Below are 17,814 nucleotides of genomic sequence, written 5' to 3'. Positions count from 1 at the left end.
AAGACGTGGCCGCTCCGGACTCCGCTGCAAGAAAGGGACGAAAAGTGAAGTACACCAAGGTTGCCGCCGTCGCCGCCGGAACCCTCATGGCGATGGGCGCCGCTGCGCCGGCCATGGCCGACTCCGGTGCCGAGGCCGTCGCCGCGAACTCCCCGGGCGTCCTGTCCGGCAATGTCCTGCAGGTTCCGGTCCACGTTCCGATCAACGTCTGCGGCAACACCGTGAACGTCATCGGTCTGCTGAACCCGGCCTTCGGCAACACCTGCGTCAACAGCTGAACGGTGGCGAGCTGAGCTGATCACTCGCCTTCGGTGGGCCCCGGACCGCATACGCGGATGCACCAACAGCATCCGCATACGCGGTCCGGGGCCCGCTCCGTTTTCCCGGAGTCGTAGCGAATCCGGCGGGCGGACCGAGAAATTCGACGGCACACAGTTGCCCGTCCGCTGCGTGATCGTTACTCCTTATGAAAGCGGCAGAAGTCACAGCTAAAGAAGGCTGGTGCGGCGCGGGAACGCGACCGAAACAGATGCCGCCGCAGAAGGGAACCTGAAAGTGAAGTACGCGAAGACAGCTGCGTTCATTGCCGGTTCCGTGGTTGCTCTCGGAACGGCTGCTCCCGCCTTGGCCGTCACTGAGGCCACGGCCCCCAACTTCAGCCTCGACAGCGGCCTGAACCAGGTCATGGCCGCGGCCCCGCAGGCAGTCGACCCGCTGGTCGACACCGTCGGCGGCGCGGCCGAGTCGGTGCAGGATGACGGTGCGGTCGGCAAGCTGGCGGGCGAGGCGACCGGTGCGGCCAAGGGCGCTGCCCCGCTGCTCGGCGGCGTGCCCCTCGGCGCCTGACCTTCGGCGCGACGGCGATTTCCCCGATCAGGTCTTCAATTCCTCCGGTGTGCGGGCTCCCATTTTCAGAGGCAGCCCGGCAGGAAAAGCACCGTTCGAGTGAATGAGCACAACTAATCCCGCCGGAGCGAGTTGTTCAGGACGCTCCGGATAGGCGGGCAAGAGAATACCTCGGAAGGATTATTTCATGATGAAGAAGATTCTGGCCTCGGCGGCTGTCGCTGCTTCGGTCGTCGGTGTCTCCGCTGCGGCGGCCCCCTCCGCCATGGCCATCGCCAACGACGGCGGCACCACGTCGATCAACGGCAACGGCGCCTCGCAGGCCTTCGGCAACTCCGCCACGCACGGCGACTGGAGCCCGCAGTTCGCGCTCATCCAGGGCTCGCTCAACAAGCCCTGCATCGGCCTGCCGGCCAAGGCCAACATCGGTTCGCTCGTCGGCGTCGTGCCGATCGCGGTCCAGGACATCAACGTCCTGTCCTCGCCGCAGAACCAGCAGTGCACCGAGAACTCCACCCAGGCGAAGGGCGACGAGGCCCTGTCGCACATCCTGGACGACATCCCGGTCCTGTCCGGCAATGGCGTCGGCAACAACTGAGGCCGCGTAGTTCCGGGCTCACGCCGCTGAGATCCTCGAACTCATCAGGGTCGGCCCGGATTCTCTCTGTCCGAAGTGCGTAACGCGTGGGGCCAGTTCGTCCGTACGGTCACCGATCACCGGTGGCGGGGACGAACTGGCCCCACGCCGTGCGTCCGGGGGTTGGGCCGGATGGCCCAGGGCCGGGATGCCGGGATTCGCCGGACGGGGTAGAGGCATGTCATGGACCAGTACGACAGTCATCGCCCGTCGGGCGGCCAGCGGCCCGCGGAGGACAGCACACCGATCTACGACCGCCTGTTCGCGGAGTGGTGCGCGGCCGGCCGCAGCGTCGCGTCAGAGACGCCCTCCCACCCCGTACCGCGCCCCGTCGGCGGTTTCGTTCCAGCGGCCCGCAGCTCCGGAGAACCCGGCCGTGAGTGAACGCCAAGCGTCGACCTTGCGCCGGATCGAACCCATTTGAGTGGTCCTGCGGAACTGAAACCTTGAAACGGGGTTGATCAGTACGTTCCACAACGGGACGCTCCGAAAGGTGAAGCTTGATGAAGAAGATGATGGCCGGCGCGGCAGTGGCCGTGTCCCTGGTCGGTCTGTCCGCCGCTGCGGCCCCCTCGGCCATGGCGATCGGCAATGACGGGGGCACCACGTCGGTCAACGGCAACGGCGCCTCGCAGGCGTTCGGCAACGCCGTGACCAAGGGTGACTGGAGTCCGAACACCCACCTGGTCCAGGGCACCCTGAACAAGGCGTGCATCGCTGTGCCGGCCAAGGCCAACGTCGGCGCGCTCGTCGGCCTGCTCGTGCCGGTCGCGGTCCAGGACATCAACGTCCTGTCCTCGCCGCAGAACCAGCAGTGCACCGAGAACTCCACCCAGGCGAAGGGCGACGAGCCCCTGTCGCACATCCTGGACGACATCCCGGTTCTCTCGGGCAACGGCGTCGGCAACAACTGACGTTCCTGCCGTGCGGGCGGTCCGGACACGCTCCCGGCCGTCCGCACTTCCCTGTGCGGCACCGTGCACGGCGATGCCCACCACTCCACGGGGGGTGGTGGGCATCGCCGTGCACGGGCGGGCGGCCGGTAGCGGTCCGGTCAGCCCAGGCTGCGCACCGGCAGGAGGCAGAGCGCGGACGTCTTGACGACATCCTCGTCGGCCGCGAACGAACGCAGCATCTCCTCGCTCACCGGCCGGCCCGGTACGCCCTCCGGCCACGGGCGGGTGGCGAACATTCCATAGACCTCGCCCTGGGCCGCCGCGGCGGCCAGCCACTCCTGCGGCACCTGGTACTGCGCCTTGAAATGAGGCATCGTCAGGACGGCCTGTCCGGCCTGGACGAGGAGCTTCACCTGGAGGCCCGGTGTTTCGGACGCCCGGGTGAGCTCGCCGCCGACGGTGAGACCGCTGCGCTCCAGTGCGGTGCGCATGGCCGCCGCGCCGGCCTCCGGACCGTCCTGCCCGTCGCCGAGCGAGTAGGTGAGCAGGAACGCGACGTCGTGGTCGCCCTCCGGGTGCCGGCCGCTCCAGCCGATGAGGATCTGGGTGCCCAACTGGGCCGGTGTGAACGTGCCGGTGGCGGTCTGGGGTGTGGTCATGCTCGGCACCATAACGGCCTGAGACCGGTCGTTGTGCACCCGTATCACCCGATCGAGGAAGCCTTCCGGATAACTCCGACGGAACGTATCCGTTCCGGTCCCGCGGGAAATTCCGTTGACGTCGACCAGTGGCCCGCGGCTAGAGTTGGACACGTCCGCACAGAGGGCCGGGAACACCCGGTCCGGTGCGTCAGCCGTGAAGAACCAGGAGGTGAGGACATTGATGACTGTCGTCGCGATGGGCGCTGCCCACAGCCAGAAGTGCATCATTCCCACCCCCGTGGCCACCGGCTGACCTTCTCTCACTCCTCCCGCGTCCTTTTACGCGGTGCCGGGGCCGCCCTGTGAAGGGTTTCCCTTGTCTTTCTCCTCTCTTCCGGCTCCGACCTCCTCTCCGGTTACGACCTCCTCGCACGCGCTGTCTCCGTACGGCTGGGACGAGGACTGGGCCGACGCGTTCGCCCCGTACGCCGCGCAGGGTCTGCTGCCCGGCCGCGTGGTCCGGGTGGACCGCGGCCAGTGCGACCTCGTCACTCCGCACGGCCCGTTGCGGGCGGACACCGCTTTCGTGGTGCCCCGCGACCCGATGCGGGTCATCTGCACGGGCGACTGGGTGGCCGTCGACCCCGAAGGCGACCCGCAGTTCGTACGGACGCTGCTCCCGCGGCGTACGGCCTTCGTCCGCTCGTCGTCGTCCGAGCGGTCCGAAGGGCAGGTGCTCGCCACCAACATCGACCACATCGTCATCTGCGTCTCGCTCGCGGTCGAACTCGACCTCGGGCGTGCGGAGCGGTTCCTCGCCCTCGCGATGTCCAGCTCCAGTGGTACCGCGCTCCTCGGGGACGCCGGAACCTCCGGAAAGCCAGACCCGCAGCCGGTCGTGCTGCTGACCAAGGCCGACCTGGTGCCGGACGGCGTCACGCTCTCCCACCTCGTCCAGGACATCGAGGGCATCGCCCCCGGAGTCCAGGTGCTGACCGTCAGCTCAGCCACCGGCGAGGGCGTCGACGTGTTCCGTGCCGTCGTCTCCGGGGGGACGAGCGTGCTGCTCGGCACCTCCGGCGCGGGCAAGTCCACCCTCGCCAACACCCTGCTCGGTGAGGACGTGATGGACGTCAAGGCCGCTCGTGGCGTCGACGGCAAGGGCCGGCACACCACCACGACCCGTAACCTCCTCGTCCTGCCGGGAGGCGGCGTGCTCATCGACACCCCGGGCCTGCGCGGCGTCGGGCTCTGGGACGCGGAGGCCGGTGTCGGCCAGGTCTTCTCCGAGATCGAGGACCTGGCGCGGCAGTGCCGATTCCACGACTGCGCCCATGAGGCCGAACCGGGCTGCGCGGTCCTCGGCGCCGTCGAGGACGGGGCACTGGCCGAGCGGCGCCTCGACAGCTACCGCAAGCTGCTCCGCGAGAACCACCGGATCGCGGCGAAGACCGACGCCCGGCTCCGCGCGGAGACCATGCGCGAATGGAAGCGCAGAGGGGCCGCGGGACGGGCCGCCCAGGACTTCAAGCGGGGCAAGATGCGGTAGCGGGTGGTGTTGCCGGGTTCGACGTCCGAATACCGCGAGTGCGGCACCGGAAGGTGCCGCACACTGGACGGTGTGATGGACGAACAGACCAGGTACGAGGCGGTGAGCAGCCGCGACGCCAGGTTCGACGGGCAGTTCTTCTTCGCCGTCGCGACCACCGGCATCTACTGCCGGCCGAGCTGCCCCGCCGTCACCCCCAAACGCGAGAACGTGCGCTTCTACCCGACCGCGGCGGCGGCGCAGGGCAACGGGTTCCGGGCCTGCAGGCGCTGCCGGCCCGACGCGGTGCCCGGCTCGGCGGAGTGGAACGTGCGGGCCGATGTCGTCGGCCGTGCCATGCGCATGATCGGCGACGGAGTCGTGGACCGGGAGGGCGTCCCCGGTCTCGCCGGCCGGCTCGGCTACAGCCCCCGGCAGGTACAGCGCCAGCTCAACGCCGAGCTGGGCGCCGGGCCCGTCGCGCTCGCCAGGGCCCAGCGCGCCCACACCGCGCGCGTCCTCCTCCAGACCACGGACCTGCCGGTCACCGAGATCGCCTTCGCGTCCGGCTTTCCGAAGGGACGCAACTAACAGTTCTAGCATGTCCAACGTGTACGGGTCAGTCCGTTTCCCAGGGAAGTTGCCCACGGCTGAGGGCTGTTCGGGCCCCTGGGCGTGCGTAGCGTGGACGTCATGCCTGAGAACTCCCGCCGGCTCCCGTGGACCGGACCGAATGGCGAACCCGAATTCGCGGCGCCCGGAGAAGTGGACATCTTCGCGGACGCGGAAGAAGCCCACGTGATCACCACGGCGCGCAATGATGCCCGGTACGCGCTGTCCATGGTTGACCGCCCAGACGTCACGCAGGAAGACCTTCGCAATCTCGTGCGCTCGTTGGTTGACCACGTTGTATGCGTCGGGCGAGTAGCGGACATGCGCGGTGAGCGCCTTAACGATCCCGCTTACGGTCCGGCGGTGCGGTCCATCGAACGCGCGTTGCGGAAGGCGCTCCCTACTCGCTGAGACGCGGAAGCCCCGTTCGCGCTCCACGGGGGAAGAGTCACGAACGGGGCCGTCAGGGTCAGTGCGGGTGGTCGTTGCGCACCTGCGACTGAGGATCTTCCTGCCCCGGCCCGGGATAGACGTCCTGGGAGGGGAGGTACAGCGTTGGTTCACATGAGGGGCAGCCGGAGCAAGCTTCGCCCCGTTCGTTCGGGCATGACATGCGCTTTTCCTTGGGTCAGGTGGGGCGTAGGCCGGTGATGATCAGGGCGGTTGTCACGGCCCATGTGAGGCACGCAAGAGCGGTCCATACGCGGGCCACTGCCCTTTCACGCGTCACCGCCTTCGCACCCGCTCAAGCCTGGTTACCGACATCTGCTCTTCGCCTGACCCGTCGAAACGGACCCACGCTTGCCGGTAGACCTTGCGCTCATACGGTGGCGATGCCGGGTCCATCCATTCAAGGTCAACGTCCTTAAGGACACCTTCGCGTTTGCCGTCCGTGACGAGTCTGCCGATGTCCTTCGCGCTGACCATCACGCCCCCTGCTTCGCGCACGTGGGGCAACCCCGGTACGGGCAAAGGTGCGGCGGCATGGGCGGGAACTCGACCAACCCGTGAAGCCCGATCGCCCCGCCATACTCGCTCCACCAATCAGCCTGAACGACCTTTTCAGGGCCGATGGAGCCTTCCGGCAGGCTGACTAGCTCCGGGGCCGGTAAAGCGTTCTGACGCGGCTGCTGAGGGCTTTCCAGGGCAGTCACGCGACCACCGCCGGATCGGGGCACGAGATATGGACGTAGGGCCGTCCACTAGGCACCCCGGCAGGCTTCCCCGTTGCAGGTACTGCGCGCCGGACAAGTTCGAGACTCTCGAACGGCTGTGTACACACCCGGCACTTCTCGCCCCCGGGCGCATACGTTGTGTACTCGACCTCTTGTGCGGGGGCATCAGAAGCAGCGCGGGACTGCGCTGGACTGCCCTCAATCCTTTGCGTCATACCGGGACCGTAGGAAGTGATGAGCCGTCAAGCCAGTTGCGCAGGCGCATAGTTCCAGGGGCGCACGCGGCGAAGTACCACGCAGCGAAGTACCTAGCCCGTGACGCCCAGGTGTGCGGCCATTTCCCGCATTTCCTGCGTCAGCGTGCGCTTCCGGGTGGCGAGAAGATCAGTCACGATGTGCGCGGCCATGGGTTGATGCGTGAGCCACCCTGCTGCGCGACTCTTGATGCTCGTCAGCTCGTCAACGGCGTCTTGATGCGCGCCGGCCAACACATGGGCGCGGGCTACGTCCAGCCGATGACGGTTCCAGTTGTTCGCCGTCACCCCGCCCAGCATGCGAAGCCCCTTTGCGCTCAACTCTTCTTCGCCTGCCTGCCGGATTACCCCGCGCGCGTCTCCGTCAAGTAGAGCGTCCTCAATGGCCTTCATCTTCGCCGTGGCCGGACCGAAGCCGCCCCAGTGGTCCGGGAAGCTCATGTCTTCTCGCCCCATTGCCTCAGCAGCGGACGCGGCCATACGTCGGGCGTGCTTCGCTTCGTCGGGGCGGTTGTTGCGGCGCGCAGAAGCGGCTACGCGCAGCCACAGTTCCCCCCAAATGGCAAGGTGCTGGGTTGTGGCCGAAGACAAGCGCGGTTCGATCTCCGCTGCCGTTTGAGTGGCCAACGCCTCGCACTCGTCAAAACGGTCTTGCCTCAACAGCAGCCAGCACATGCCGACCACCCCGGTAGCCGCTGTGTGCGTCTGGTCGCTTTCCTTGGCTAGCTTGATCGCTTCGGCAAGCGCGTAGTAACCCATGTCGTACTGCCGGACCTGAGTCAGGAACTGACCGGTCATGAGTAGGACCTGCGAACGTGCCTTCACGGCGTGCTGCTGGTCTTCGCCCTCAAGGGCGGCAACCGCCGCTTCGGAGCTTCGCAGCAACCCGGGCAGCATCTTCGCAACCGACGAGTACCGATCCTGTTCGTAGAGCGCCCGCGCATCCCGGACGCGCTGCTTCGTGGCGTCCAGCTCCGATGCTTCAGTTAGCTCAGCCACGTGGGGCAACAGCCCGATAGGGGGCATGAGGGCGCGGCGCAACTCCGCTAGGTGCTGCCGGTTGGCGTCATCCTGGGGACCAACGACGGAGCGCGGGGCTTCCGTGACGAACAAGGCGGACGTCGTGACACCCAGGGCGCGGGCAAGCGCGTGAAGGGTCTCAACGCGTGCGTCTCCGCCCTGTTCGACCTTGCGCACGGTGCTAAGCGATAGGTCCGACGCTTCGGCTAGCCCCTCTTGACTGAACCCAGCGGTGCGACGGTACTTACGGACGTTGTCAGCCAGTCCAGACGTCATTGACAATCACCTCACCGTAAGGGTATGCCCCCGCCCAAGCACCGCCACCCCGTTTCAACGAGGTGAGCCCCGTACCAACCAACCCGAAGGTCAGTCGGTGCGGGGCTCGTGTTGGGAGCGGGTTACGCGCAGAACGCGGACTTGACCGCCTTCACGATCTCAGCGCCCTGGGCTTCCGTGAGTTCGCCGGCTGATCCACCACTGAAGCGCTCTACCGCGTTCGTCGTCACGGTGGCTTCGTCCTTGCCGTCCTGTACGTCCTTGCACACGTTCCGGGCCCGGTTCACCGCGCGCTGCTCATCTTCGGCAAGCTCCGGCTTGATGGTGCTCAGCGCGTCCGTGAGCGTCTTCGTCTGCCCCGCGTCGGGCGAAGGGATGGTGGACACGGCGGGGGCGGAGCTGGGCGCCTCAGCGGTCTTCGGTTCTTCCTCAGCGGAGCATCCGGCAAGAGCGAGTACAGCGATAGCAGTGGGCACGAGTATGCGGCGCATGGTTCCCCCCATGTGAGTGATCAGTGTTGGAACCGGGATCGTAACGTGCGGGTACGACAAAGCCCCCGGTACCGACCCTGAGGCCAGTACCGGGGGAGGGGTCACACGGTCAATTCCGCGTCAAGCTGCTTGTACTTCTTCCGAATGGTGGCGGGGTGGCGTCCGGTGGCTGCTGCGACTTCCACGGCGCTGAGCTTGTGGCGCCATCCTTCTTCAATGATCTTGTTCGCTTCGGCGTTGGGCATGCGCGTCGGCTCATCCTGCGGAGCGTCGGAAGCGAAGTCCTGGGCGACGTCGATAGGGTCCGGCTTCGGCTCCGGCTCTTTCAGGAAGCGTGCGCTGATCGGGTTCGACCCAGTCAGCGTGTGGAGTCGCTGGGGCTCCGTCTCCGGGGTTCCCAGGTCCTCAAGCGGGGTGGCGCTGTCGTGGCGAGCCTTGCCGTACTCGCGCAGCCACTTTGCCTTGATCTCTTCATAGTCCACGGTCGTCAGGGGCTCCGGGATGCTCAGGGGCGTGAACTTCGGCGTACCCGTGTACGGAAGTCCCGCGTCCCGCTCCGCGTCGGCAAGCGCCTTCATATAGACCGGGCCCACCTCAGCAAGCAGCATCACGAGCGCGGGCGCGATCAGGTGCACCGCCACCCCGACCCAGTCGCGCGCTTCCACGCTGAGCCACACGTTGAGGAAGACGCTGCTGAGGCCCGTGACCCAGCGGAAGGCAATCGGCCACTTCCCCAGCTTCGTCACGCCGTACTTCGCCAACGTGGACTCAGCGGATAGCGCCATGATGAAGGCCGCGTCCACGATGAGCCCCAGCACCCAGCCCGACCACGCCCATTCGCTGTGCGCGCTGACGAAGGGTGTCGTGGTCATGAGGCTGTAGAAGACAAACCCGATGATGAGAAACCAGCGCCCCCCAACAAGGACGCGCCGTGTTCTCGTGATCGTCTTCGTGTCCAACTCGCTGGCTCCCTTGATGAGTTGCTGTCTCTTCAAGGGGCCGTAAGGGAGTCAGATACTTACGGGGCGAAGGTCCCGCTGTCATCGGTCTCGCTGCTCTCCGTGGAGCACGTAGGCGAGAGTTCCACGCCCAGCCGTTCCGCTAGCTCCGGATCGCATACAACACCCGGGTCCGACGCGTCTTCGGGCGAGTCACCCCAGTTAGGGTCATACGGGTATTCCGTCACGTCGCTCGCATCGGGGAACGGAAGGTACTCATCCGGCACACCCGGCAAGCTGGGCACGAGCACGTTGCCAACGTCGTCAAGGATCTTGCCGTCAGCCTGAGCGTCCTTCAGGGGCCCTTTGCTGCCCGCCTTAACCTCAGCGGTCGCCTTCGGGCTGGGGGTGCGTGACGGGGTCGGCTGAGCGCTCGTGCGCGCCTTCGTGGATTCCGTCCGAACTTCCACGCGCACGCTCACGGTGGGGGTCGGCTTCGCGGCGATGTCGTCAGCCTTCGTCGCAAGGGGCGCGTTCGTGGACGGAGTTGCTGAGGGAGTGTCAGGCAGCGCTGAGGGGGCAGAGCTTGCACCTGAGAACGCTAGCGCCCCAAGTCCGAACGCACATGCTGCGGACACGACGGTTGACGCGGCGAAAGTGATCTTTCCTGGCATGGTGCACCCCGTTGGTTCTGTTGCAAGTTCAACTGCTTGTGTCTCAATGATGCATGCTGCAAAGGGTTCCGGAATGCAATCTTCCGTAACGCTCAAGCAACAAGTTGCTGGTCCCCGGGATGCACGTATTCGCATGCTGTCCAGACGACATGGAAAGGGACAAGTTCACATGTTTCAGGCGACCGAACCCATTCGACCCCGGTGACGAGAAGCCCTGTGTCTTTTCGCCGGCCAATGATGCGAAAGCCCTTGTAGCGGGGCACTGCCGGATCGCTCAACAGCCTTGCCACAAGGCGCCCTTGCGCGCTCAGGACGGACCGAAGTTCGCCGCATGTCTTGATGAGTTCTTCGCTCATCGAATCACCCAGAGTGGGGCAAGGAAGCCACTCGTGAGAGCGCCCCAGGGGGACGGAAATAGTGAGTGCGAGTGTGAACGGTACGTCATGCATGGTGCCCCCGAAGCGCGGAATGTGTTCTTCCATGTTGTGATCGAAGTCGCTCCCGCGACTCGTCCAAGAGTCTCGTTGGTCCCCCTCCTTAGGTCGTACAACCGACCTAGCCTGTGTCCTTCGTGAGATGCACGTGTGAACATCGTGTGCCCCGCTCGAACGTGCGTCCGAACGGATGGCCAACCCTACGCCCGACCGCTGACATATGCCAGGAAGAAATGCGTGAGGCTCTGGCCATAGCTGACGGGGTGTCAGGAACACAAAAAGCCCCGGACCTAATCACGGGGATTAGGTCCGGGGGAGGGTGTTCTAGGCGGGCAGCAGGATCACGAGATACCCCGCGCTGTCCGTGGCGATGCTCTCACCTTCGTCAAGCTGGAAGTCTCCGGCCGTGACGCGCTTGTTGCAGGCGGGGCAGCCGTAGACGCTTCCTGCGATGAGTCGGTAGTCGGTCTTGCCGCATTCGCTGCACTGGTGACGGAACATGATTCCCGGCCCTTCCTCGCTGTGGTGTCTGACAAGGAAGAATCTAAGGTAATCACGTGATGAGGTCAAGCTAGGGCCGCACCCCTTTGAAGTAGCCCTGTGATGTCATCAGCGGTGAACGCGCCCCGATGCTCGGCTAGCGGCTCTCCGTACGGGTCGGCAGCGTCGTACACGTACACGGTGGGCACGGTGTCTATGCGTCCAGCGCGCGAGTCGTACGACGTGACGTCAACGAACTCCGGCGCCACGTCCAGCGCCCAGCACGCATCCTCAAACACGCTCTTGATGCGGCGGACGCGTGGGTTGTGCTCCGGAAGGTCTACAAGGACAGCAAGGATCAACGGTCGTCGCGCTCCCAACAAGTTGTGGTCGTGCGGGGTGTGTTGGGCTGCGCCGGCTGTCCCGGGGTCACGGTGCGAGGCGGAGTCTTCGGCGTGGTCGGCTTGTTGAACTTCGGGGCCGGAGCCGGACGGGGGGCAGGGGCGGGACGCGGAGCCGGAGCAGCAGCCGCAACCGTCGTGAAGGTCTGGCACTCCGTCTTGTCGTCAGCGCAGCCGGTCAGTACGGCAGTGCCCAGGACAGCGGACACGGCAAGGGCGGCAGTCATCTTCTTCATGCGTCGTCGCTCTCTTCTACGTCTCGGTAGTTCACGCGGGCTTGCCATGCGTCGCCTATCAGGGCGCTCAGCTCGTTGAAGGCGGCAAGTCGTTTCGGGCCGTAGCCCTGTTCGCTGACCAACTCGCCGTGCCGGTCCTTGTCTCGCCACGCGTCAATCATGTCGTCCAGCACATCGACAGCAGCGGGGCTCAGGGGCAGGAAGGGGTTAGGTGTCATCCGTCCCGCCACGCCTTGAGCCACGCGCGCTCTTCGCGTCTTCGCACCTGGGCACGTTGCGCACGCGCCATCATTCTGCGAATCATGTCTCCCCATGGGCGGGGCCCGAACCCAATCACGCGATCAGGTTCGGGCCCACGGTCCTCAGTCGGTGTTGCCGTCAGCAAGCCACCGAGCAAGAGCAAGAGCGTCTTCCGGCGTCACGCCTTCGTACCAATCACCCTTGCGAAGCAGTGCTTGCGCGGTATGCCATGCGTCTTGTCGGTGCGCCATGGCTTCGGCGCGCTTGTACGAGGCGGTAGGACGCGGCGCCTTCGGCTCAGAAGGCACGCGGACCCCGACGCGGGTAACCGCCCAGAGTGGCCCGGATCTCAGCCTGTCGCCGTGCCTCAGCGGCGCCGTACAGACGCTTTGCGCGCTGCTCCTGAGTTTCTGCCTCGCGCGTCTTCTCCGCTTCCCCGATGAGCCACGCGGCAAGCTGTCGGGCCTGAGCCGGCGTCATCACGGCACGGTCAGCCGGGACGGCAAGGCTGATCTTTCCCGGCTCGTTGGACTTCACGAAGCCGACCACGCGCCCCTTGTCCGCGATCAGAACAGCCTTCGTCTCGTTGGTGACCTGCATGTTGTTCTCTCCTATCGTCATGATGCCTTGCTGAAATTTGTGCATTGCGTAAGTCATGCGGTAGCTGTTCACGCGGGAAGGGGGAGCTGTTCGACAGCCCACGTAAAGGGCTCCGTCCGTACCTCAACGGCTTCGTCCGCGACAAAGAGCGTCTGTCCGTGCTCCCCTACGCGGCAAGCCCAATCGGGCGCGTCGTAAACCCAGATGCGGAACCCGCACTCGGAAAGCGTCTTCGTCCAGCCGTCGAACCAGCCGTCAAGCGCCTCGCGCGAGTTGAACCCGCACCGTTCGCGCTCCGCGATGTCCCCAAGGCTGCTGTCGTCCCGGGGGCAAGGGTGGCGTGTTCCGCAGTGGTCCCAGCGCATCGAATCGATTCGCTCCGCCGTAGCTTCGTCCAGCGCACCGCCGTACGCGTAAGGGCCGGCGGGGAATCCGGAAGTCCGGGCGTTCTCGTGGGCAACTCTCCAAACGCGCATGTGCGCCCCCTTCGTGTCGTTGCTGTGTCTTGCGTGCCCCGAACCGGATTCGAACCGGCGCGCTCCCCGTGCACCCTTACGGGCCCTAGGTTGGGTTGCTCTGCCGCTGAGCTACCGGGGCTAAGGGGCCGAAGCCCCGTCCCTCAAACCGCGCGCATCATGCGCTTGATGAGCGGGACCGACTCCGCGAACGAGTGGCGCACGCTGCTGATCACGTTGCCTGTCAGTCCCCGCGTCACAAACTCAATGTCGTTGCCGACTCGCTGAGTGGTGACCGTGTGGCCCGTGGGGAGAGGAAACGTCTGCATGGCGTGCGCCCCGTTCGTTGTCGGCTTCTTCTTCGTTGGTCCGTAAGGGAGTCAGATACCTGTTCCGTTCCGCCCTTGATTCGTGAGCTTCGCGGCAGCAGCAGCCTCAAGAACGGCAGCCTTGATCTCTTCGCCCGCAACCTTGAGCGCGGCAACGTAGCGCTTCGCGAACGCCTTGTATCCCTTGGTCCGGTGCGCCTTCACGTTGACCCAGGTCATGCCCAGGGCTTCCGTCATGCCGTCGCGGTCGGTCTCGTCTCCGTCCCCGAAGTCCGAAGCTCCCCCGATACCGAAGCTGTGCTGCAAGACGATGCGCTGATTGGCGCCCATGGAGTCGAGTACGGCGTTGACGCGGTGGTTGCGTTCGGCACCTTCGGCGCGTCGGTCGTCGCTGACGTCCCGAAGGTCATCGGCAAGGACGCCTTCAGTGGCGGTGGAGACAGCGGAGCGGAGCACGCGCATCGCGTCCAGCACGTAGCGGCGCGTCTGAGGGTCACGGGGGAGTGTGACGACGTCTTCCAGCGACTCCACGAGCGCGGGCAAATTCGCGGCAAACTCGCCCGGGGTCATGCGGCTGAGGCCAATCGGGCAGTAACGCTTGAGGACGCGGAGCGCTTCCAGGGCTGCACCGTGGCCAACCTTCGGGCGAATCTCACCGTCCGGCTCTTCGTCGGCAACGGCGGGCAGGAAGTCCGCAAGGGTCGAGTTGGCCATCACGCTGGAACTGTTCGAGCCACCCAACGGGCGGTCAATCGAAACGGCACCCGGCCAGGCAAGGCGGGCAGCGTCGGCACGGTCCGGGCTCAGACGACGACCGGCGGGGGGCAACGTCTGGCACATCTTCATTGCCGCGTAGACGTCGCCTTCCGCTGCTTCCACCATGGCCGCGAAGGTCTTCACGGCGTTCTCGTCCGCCCCAGCTCCGCCGTTCCGCTCAGCGCGCACCGCGTCAAGAAGCTTCGTCTTGATGCTCGTGAAGCTGAAGCGCTCGAACGCCTCAACCGTCTCGTCCGTGAAGCGGCTGAGGGCTTCCCACACCGCCACGCGGGCGACCTGGGCGAACTCTTCCCGGTAGTTCGCGAAGCCTGCCCCACCGTGCGGCGCCATGCGGTTAGCGGCCTTCGTGGCGAGCATCATCACGCGCTCTTCGCTGTGCCGGATCACTTCGGTGCAGGCGGCAAGGTCGTTGTTCTGGGCGCGCTGGATGGTGGCGAAAGTAAGCATTGTGGCTCTCCCTCAGGTCTTTGAAACCGGGTAAGGGAGTCAGAGACCTGGGAGAGCTGAGACCGGAGTCACAACCGTCCACGGCAAGATTCCGCGCAGCACAAAGCACGCGAAAGTGACCTCAGGTCACTGACTCTTGCCGACAGGGGTTGATCAGTTCCGGTCTGTCGAACACCTCGAACATAGCCCGAACATCGTCACGTGACGACCTTCGTTTTCTGTTGGAGTACCGGGGGAGACTTGCGGCGCCGGCGGGAAGTTGCCGTGGATTCGAAGGCGTAACCGGCTTCTCATCCTTGAGAGGTACGGGTGCGGCATATGACAGAAGCCCCGTTACCTTTGAGTTACAGGCAACGGGGCTTAGGCGGGGTGTCAGACCTAATCACGTGATCAGGTTCCGATCGTTACCGGCGCGAGACCGACACGCCGAAGGAACGGTTGGATCTACGCGGCAGCGCCATACAGGGAGCCCCACGAGTGCGCTCCTAGATCGGCTTCCGCCGTGACTGGAACGCCGTACAGGTCCATGGTCATGCAGCGCTCAAACTCGCGCGCAATGTCCTTTGCGTCCGACTTCGGGGCGCTGAACACGATCTCATCGTGAATGGGGAGCTTCATGTATTCCAAGAGCCCCGCGTCCCGCATGTTGATCATGGCTTGGCCCAACACGTCACGAGCTGCTGACTGGCACTGGTAGTTGACAACGGCGTACGCGCGGTGGCGGTCAAGCGGCAGCCGGCGACCGGTGACAGAGACCGTGACCATGCCCGTTGCGCGTGCTTCCCGCTGCCAACGCGACGACGCGCGCTTGATCTCCGGGAACACACGGTCGTACTCCGCAACAGCACGCGCAATCTCCGCTTCCGTCGCTCCGGTCTGCCGCGCAATCGTGGAGATCCCACCCCCGTAGACCTTGCCGAAGCCCGCCCCCTTGAAGACCTTCCGATCCCGCCCCGTGGCAGCAGCGCCCTTGATGAGCCGCGCTGTGTACATGTGGATGTCGAACCCGTCCGGGTAAAGCGTTGGGTCCGGGTCCGGATCGCAAAATCCAGCCTTCATGCGCTTCACGTCAGCCAACGCGGCCAACACGCGCATCTCAATGGCTTGGAAGTCCACGCTGCCGAAGATGTGGTCCGGATGGTCCCCGACAACAGCCCGCCGGATCATCCAATCGGACGAAGGCAGTGTCTGCGCGGCGAAGTCCCCCGTGATGGACATGCGGCCCGTGCGTGCCTGAAGGGTGTTGATTGTCGGGTGAATGCACCCGTTCGGGTCCACGTTGGCCGCGAACTTATCGGCGTACGAAGTGACCCATTTACCGGCGCGCTTCGCCCTAAGTACCGCTTCCGCAAGGGGGTTTGGTGCCCGCGCACCGATGCTCACCCAGTCTCGGTCAAGGTCAGCGAGCGGCAGCAACACGGCCTTATCGACCTTGAGGGCACCGCCGTCTGTTTGCTCGGTCAGCGTCTCGCCCATAGCAAGCAGCGCTTCCGAGACCTGGGCGCCGGAGTTGACGGAGTCCACGCCATACCGGGCGGCAACCGTCAGGTACTTCTCTTCTTCCTCGCGCAGCATTCGGCGGAGCGTGTCCACGTACTCAAGGTCCAGCACGAGCCCCGCGCGCTGCATGTGGGCGCACATGTGGGCAATCTCGTGCTCGTAGTCCACGAGCGCCGGCCGGACCCCTAGACGCTCGTGCTCCGCGTCAAGAACCGGGTTGAGGCGCGCGGTATAGATCACGTCCAAGCCCGCGTACAAGTTGTAAGTCGGATGCCGAAGGTCGATGCCCGCCCAACCCGTTGCCTTCGTCAGCCCCAGCGAGCGGAACACGGCCGTCAAGTCGCCCTGAGTGTCCGGGGCCTGAGGGTCCACGTAGTGCGCGCTGAGAGGCTTGAGACCCGTCCCAATGCCGCCTTCCTGAGGCTGACGCGGGTCAATCAAGGTGGCCTTGATCTTCGTATCCGTCGTGCGCGGAGCCATCGACTCAAGCGGGATGTTCGCGTGCGCATCCAACACAAGCCAGTCAAAGGGCGCGTTGTGGATCAGGAAGCGCGGGCAGCGTTTCAGGATGTACTGCGCTGCCTCAACGAACCTTCCACCAAGCTCGTAATGGATGACCCATGCTTCACGCGTCGTGCCGAACTGGACTGTGCGCAGCCGATAGCCGGACGCGAAAATGTCAAGGCCGGTCGTCTCGGTATCCAGCGCCAAAACCGGCTGACTTCGCGCCCAGTCCATGAAGGTGCGAAGGTCGCCGTCCGTTTCGGGAACGAAGATCGTTACCGGCTCACCGTTAACCCCGTGTGAGTACGTGATCATGAAAAAACTCCCTTCCCAGCTCTCGCAAGCCAGGAAGGGAGTCAGATACTCGTCAGTCTTCGCGCGCGTCCAACGTCTTCTTCAGCTCCCGGAACGCGTAGAAAGCCTGATGCGGGACCACGCCGTTGCCGATGCGCTCCAACTTCTCCGCGTGCGTAAGCCCCGGAACGCTCGTAACCCAGCCCGGGTCAAGCCCCATCAACCACTCAGCGAAATCGGGGGAGAGCTTCACCCCGCCACGGGGACCACGCACAACCGGGACCGGCGCGGCTGTCTGCCGGATCAGCTCCCAGCGATACACCGCGCGCGCGAACGGTCCCCACCACTCGGCAGGAGAGTGCGGCCCGTCATCGGGCAACTCATCCTCAGGCGTGACGTTCAGCAGGAACACAACTTCGTCTTCCAGGGTCGGGCCGTGTCCGCCCGCCTTGCGTTTGTCCGGGTGCTGCGCGCTGCCGTTCCGGCCCAGGTTCGCGGTGGGAGTCTTAAAGAGCACGTCCGCCCGATCACGCGGGAACAGTCGCGCAATCGCTGTCACAAGGTCATCGCCCCCAGCTCCGGGCCGGTCTGCCTTCGCGAAATCGGGCCCCCGGTTAGCGTCCGATACTGTCGGGGTCGGAAGGAGTGGCAACGCAGAACCAACGAAGCCTTTCGTGCGGGGCTCCAATGTCACTAGCTCGTATAGCCGTCCAGACCGCGTCATACCCGATTTCGGAAAGCGAACTGAGCACCGCTGCTTGTCCCCGATTTCGGATCGCTCCGACGTTCTCCAAGTAGACGTATCGCGGTCGAATGATCCGAATTCCGTCAGCGATGTTGAACCAAATCCCGGAACGCTCACCCTTGATACCCTCTCGCTTGCCCGCGTTGCTGATGTCTTGGCAGGGGAAGCCCGCCGTGATCGTGTCTACTTCGCCGCGCAGTGCTTCCCACGGGGCGTACTGAACGTCTCCGATGTTGGGCGCGTCGGGGAACCGGTACGCCATGACTTCGCACGCTGCCTTGTGGACCTCAGCGACGACCGTGACCTTGTCTCCGGTGAGCGCTTCCACGGCAATTCCCAACCCGCCGTAGCCTGCGCAGAGTTCGAGGATGCTCACGTTGTCTC

20 protein-coding genes, 1 tRNA gene and 1 pseudogene are annotated in these 17,814 nt (G+C 65.3%); 8 read left to right on the top strand and 14 right to left on the bottom strand.

Going from position 1 to position 17,814, the window contains the following annotated elements; all coding sequences use genetic code 11:
• The first annotated feature begins 44 nt into the window (after positions 1 to 44).
• The 5 genes from F0344_RS04935 to F0344_RS04915 all read left to right on the top strand — a co-directional run bounded on the left by F0344_RS04935 (position 45) and on the right by F0344_RS04915 (position 2,397).
• Entirely contained in the window at positions 45 to 278 is a 234-nt protein-coding gene (locus F0344_RS04935) for a chaplin (RefSeq protein ID WP_185297600.1), read from the top strand.
• Positions 279 to 555: 277 nt separating this feature from the next.
• Positions 556 to 846, top strand: a complete 291-nt coding sequence (locus tag F0344_RS04930; RefSeq protein ID WP_185297599.1) for a hypothetical protein — start codon at positions 556 to 558, stop codon at positions 844 to 846.
• A 187-nt stretch (positions 847 to 1,033) separates the two neighbouring features.
• On the top strand, positions 1,034 to 1,444 hold the full coding sequence (locus tag F0344_RS04925) for a rodlin (RefSeq protein ID WP_185297598.1): 411 nt from the start codon (positions 1,034 to 1,036) through the stop codon (positions 1,442 to 1,444).
• A 222-nt stretch (positions 1,445 to 1,666) separates the two neighbouring features.
• On the top strand, positions 1,667 to 1,867 hold the full coding sequence (locus F0344_RS04920) for a hypothetical protein (RefSeq protein ID WP_185297597.1): 201 nt from the start codon (positions 1,667 to 1,669) through the stop codon (positions 1,865 to 1,867).
• Positions 1,868 to 1,986: 119 nt separating this feature from the next.
• The gene (locus F0344_RS04915; protein WP_185297596.1) at positions 1,987 to 2,397 is read left to right on the top strand and encodes a rodlin; all 411 of its coding nucleotides are present in this window, start codon (positions 1,987 to 1,989) and stop codon (positions 2,395 to 2,397) included.
• A gap of 140 nt (positions 2,398 to 2,537) precedes the next feature.
• Here the strand turns inward: F0344_RS04915 and F0344_RS04910 are convergent, their stop codons facing one another.
• The gene (locus F0344_RS04910) at positions 2,538 to 3,038 is read right to left on the bottom strand and encodes a DUF5949 family protein (RefSeq protein WP_185297595.1); all 501 of its coding nucleotides are present in this window, start codon (positions 3,036 to 3,038) and stop codon (positions 2,538 to 2,540) included.
• 358 nt (positions 3,039 to 3,396) lie between these two features.
• On the opposite strand from F0344_RS04910, the gene rsgA reads away from it, so the two are divergent.
• From rsgA to F0344_RS04895, 3 genes and pseudogenes are all read left to right on the top strand, one after another.
• On the top strand, positions 3,397 to 4,569 hold the full coding sequence (gene rsgA / locus F0344_RS04905) for a ribosome small subunit-dependent GTPase A (protein ID WP_185297594.1): 1,173 nt from the start codon (positions 3,397 to 3,399) through the stop codon (positions 4,567 to 4,569).
• Between the two features lie 75 nt (positions 4,570 to 4,644).
• Positions 4,645 to 5,133, top strand: a pseudogene (locus F0344_RS04900) (bifunctional transcriptional activator/DNA repair enzyme AdaA); the annotation flags it as partial.
• Between the two features lie 108 nt (positions 5,134 to 5,241).
• Positions 5,242 to 5,571 (top strand): hypothetical protein, encoded by a 330-nt coding sequence (locus F0344_RS04895; protein WP_185297593.1) that lies wholly within the window; start codon positions 5,242 to 5,244, stop codon positions 5,569 to 5,571.
• Positions 5,572 to 6,643: 1,072 nt separating this feature from the next.
• On the opposite strand, the gene F0344_RS04890 is transcribed toward F0344_RS04895, so the two are convergent.
• From F0344_RS04890 to F0344_RS04830, 13 genes are all read right to left on the bottom strand, one after another.
• The gene (locus tag F0344_RS04890; protein ID WP_185297592.1) at positions 6,644 to 7,885 is read right to left on the bottom strand and encodes a helix-turn-helix domain-containing protein; all 1,242 of its coding nucleotides are present in this window, start codon (positions 7,883 to 7,885) and stop codon (positions 6,644 to 6,646) included.
• Between the two features lie 122 nt (positions 7,886 to 8,007).
• Positions 8,008 to 8,376: a DUF732 domain-containing protein gene (locus F0344_RS04885; RefSeq protein ID WP_185297591.1), complete on the bottom strand. Its 369-nt coding sequence runs from the start codon at positions 8,374 to 8,376 to the stop codon at positions 8,008 to 8,010.
• A gap of 101 nt (positions 8,377 to 8,477) precedes the next feature.
• A complete protein-coding gene (locus F0344_RS04880; RefSeq protein WP_185297590.1) occupies positions 8,478 to 9,335 on the bottom strand; it encodes a peptidase C14 in 858 nt (285 codons plus the stop codon).
• A gap of 1,411 nt (positions 9,336 to 10,746) precedes the next feature.
• Positions 10,747 to 10,923, bottom strand: a complete 177-nt coding sequence (locus F0344_RS04875) for a hypothetical protein (RefSeq protein ID WP_185297589.1) — start codon at positions 10,921 to 10,923, stop codon at positions 10,747 to 10,749.
• A gap of 65 nt (positions 10,924 to 10,988) precedes the next feature.
• A complete protein-coding gene (locus tag F0344_RS04870) occupies positions 10,989 to 11,264 on the bottom strand; it encodes a hypothetical protein (protein ID WP_219732113.1) in 276 nt (91 codons plus the stop codon).
• 271 nt (positions 11,265 to 11,535) lie between these two features.
• Positions 11,536 to 11,781 (bottom strand): hypothetical protein, encoded by a 246-nt coding sequence (locus F0344_RS04865; RefSeq protein ID WP_219732112.1) that lies wholly within the window; start codon positions 11,779 to 11,781, stop codon positions 11,536 to 11,538.
• Between the two features lie 295 nt (positions 11,782 to 12,076).
• Positions 12,077 to 12,451: a hypothetical protein gene (locus tag F0344_RS04860; RefSeq protein WP_219732111.1), complete on the bottom strand. Its 375-nt coding sequence runs from the start codon at positions 12,449 to 12,451 to the stop codon at positions 12,077 to 12,079.
• The gene (locus F0344_RS04855; protein ID WP_185297588.1) at positions 12,448 to 12,855 is read right to left on the bottom strand and encodes a hypothetical protein; all 408 of its coding nucleotides are present in this window, start codon (positions 12,853 to 12,855) and stop codon (positions 12,448 to 12,450) included. The genes F0344_RS04860 and F0344_RS04855 overlap by 4 nt, the downstream gene beginning before the upstream one ends.
• 34 nt (positions 12,856 to 12,889) lie before the next feature.
• Positions 12,890 to 12,976 (bottom strand) — tRNA-OTHER (locus F0344_RS04850).
• Positions 12,977 to 13,214: 238 nt separating this feature from the next.
• Complete coding sequence (locus F0344_RS04845; protein WP_185297587.1) at positions 13,215 to 14,387, bottom strand: sigma factor; 1,173 nt, start codon at positions 14,385 to 14,387, stop codon at positions 13,215 to 13,217.
• 444 nt (positions 14,388 to 14,831) lie between these two features.
• Positions 14,832 to 16,706, bottom strand: a complete 1,875-nt coding sequence (locus F0344_RS04840) for a DNA polymerase (protein WP_185297586.1) — start codon at positions 16,704 to 16,706, stop codon at positions 14,832 to 14,834.
• 52 nt (positions 16,707 to 16,758) lie between these two features.
• Positions 16,759 to 17,244: a DNA (cytosine-5-)-methyltransferase gene (locus tag F0344_RS04835; RefSeq protein ID WP_185297585.1), complete on the bottom strand. Its 486-nt coding sequence runs from the start codon at positions 17,242 to 17,244 to the stop codon at positions 16,759 to 16,761.
• Positions 17,245 to 17,299: 55 nt separating this feature from the next.
• The gene (locus F0344_RS04830; protein WP_185297584.1) at positions 17,300 to 17,806 is read right to left on the bottom strand and encodes a DNA cytosine methyltransferase; all 507 of its coding nucleotides are present in this window, start codon (positions 17,804 to 17,806) and stop codon (positions 17,300 to 17,302) included.
• Between the last annotated feature and the right edge of the window lie 8 nt (positions 17,807 to 17,814).

The sequence above is a fragment of the Streptomyces finlayi genome (genome assembly GCF_014216315.1).
In the GTDB taxonomy this organism is placed as follows: Bacteria; Actinomycetota; Actinomycetes; order Streptomycetales; family Streptomycetaceae; genus Streptomyces; species Streptomyces finlayi_A.
This window is presented reverse-complemented; position numbering and strand designations above follow the sequence as displayed.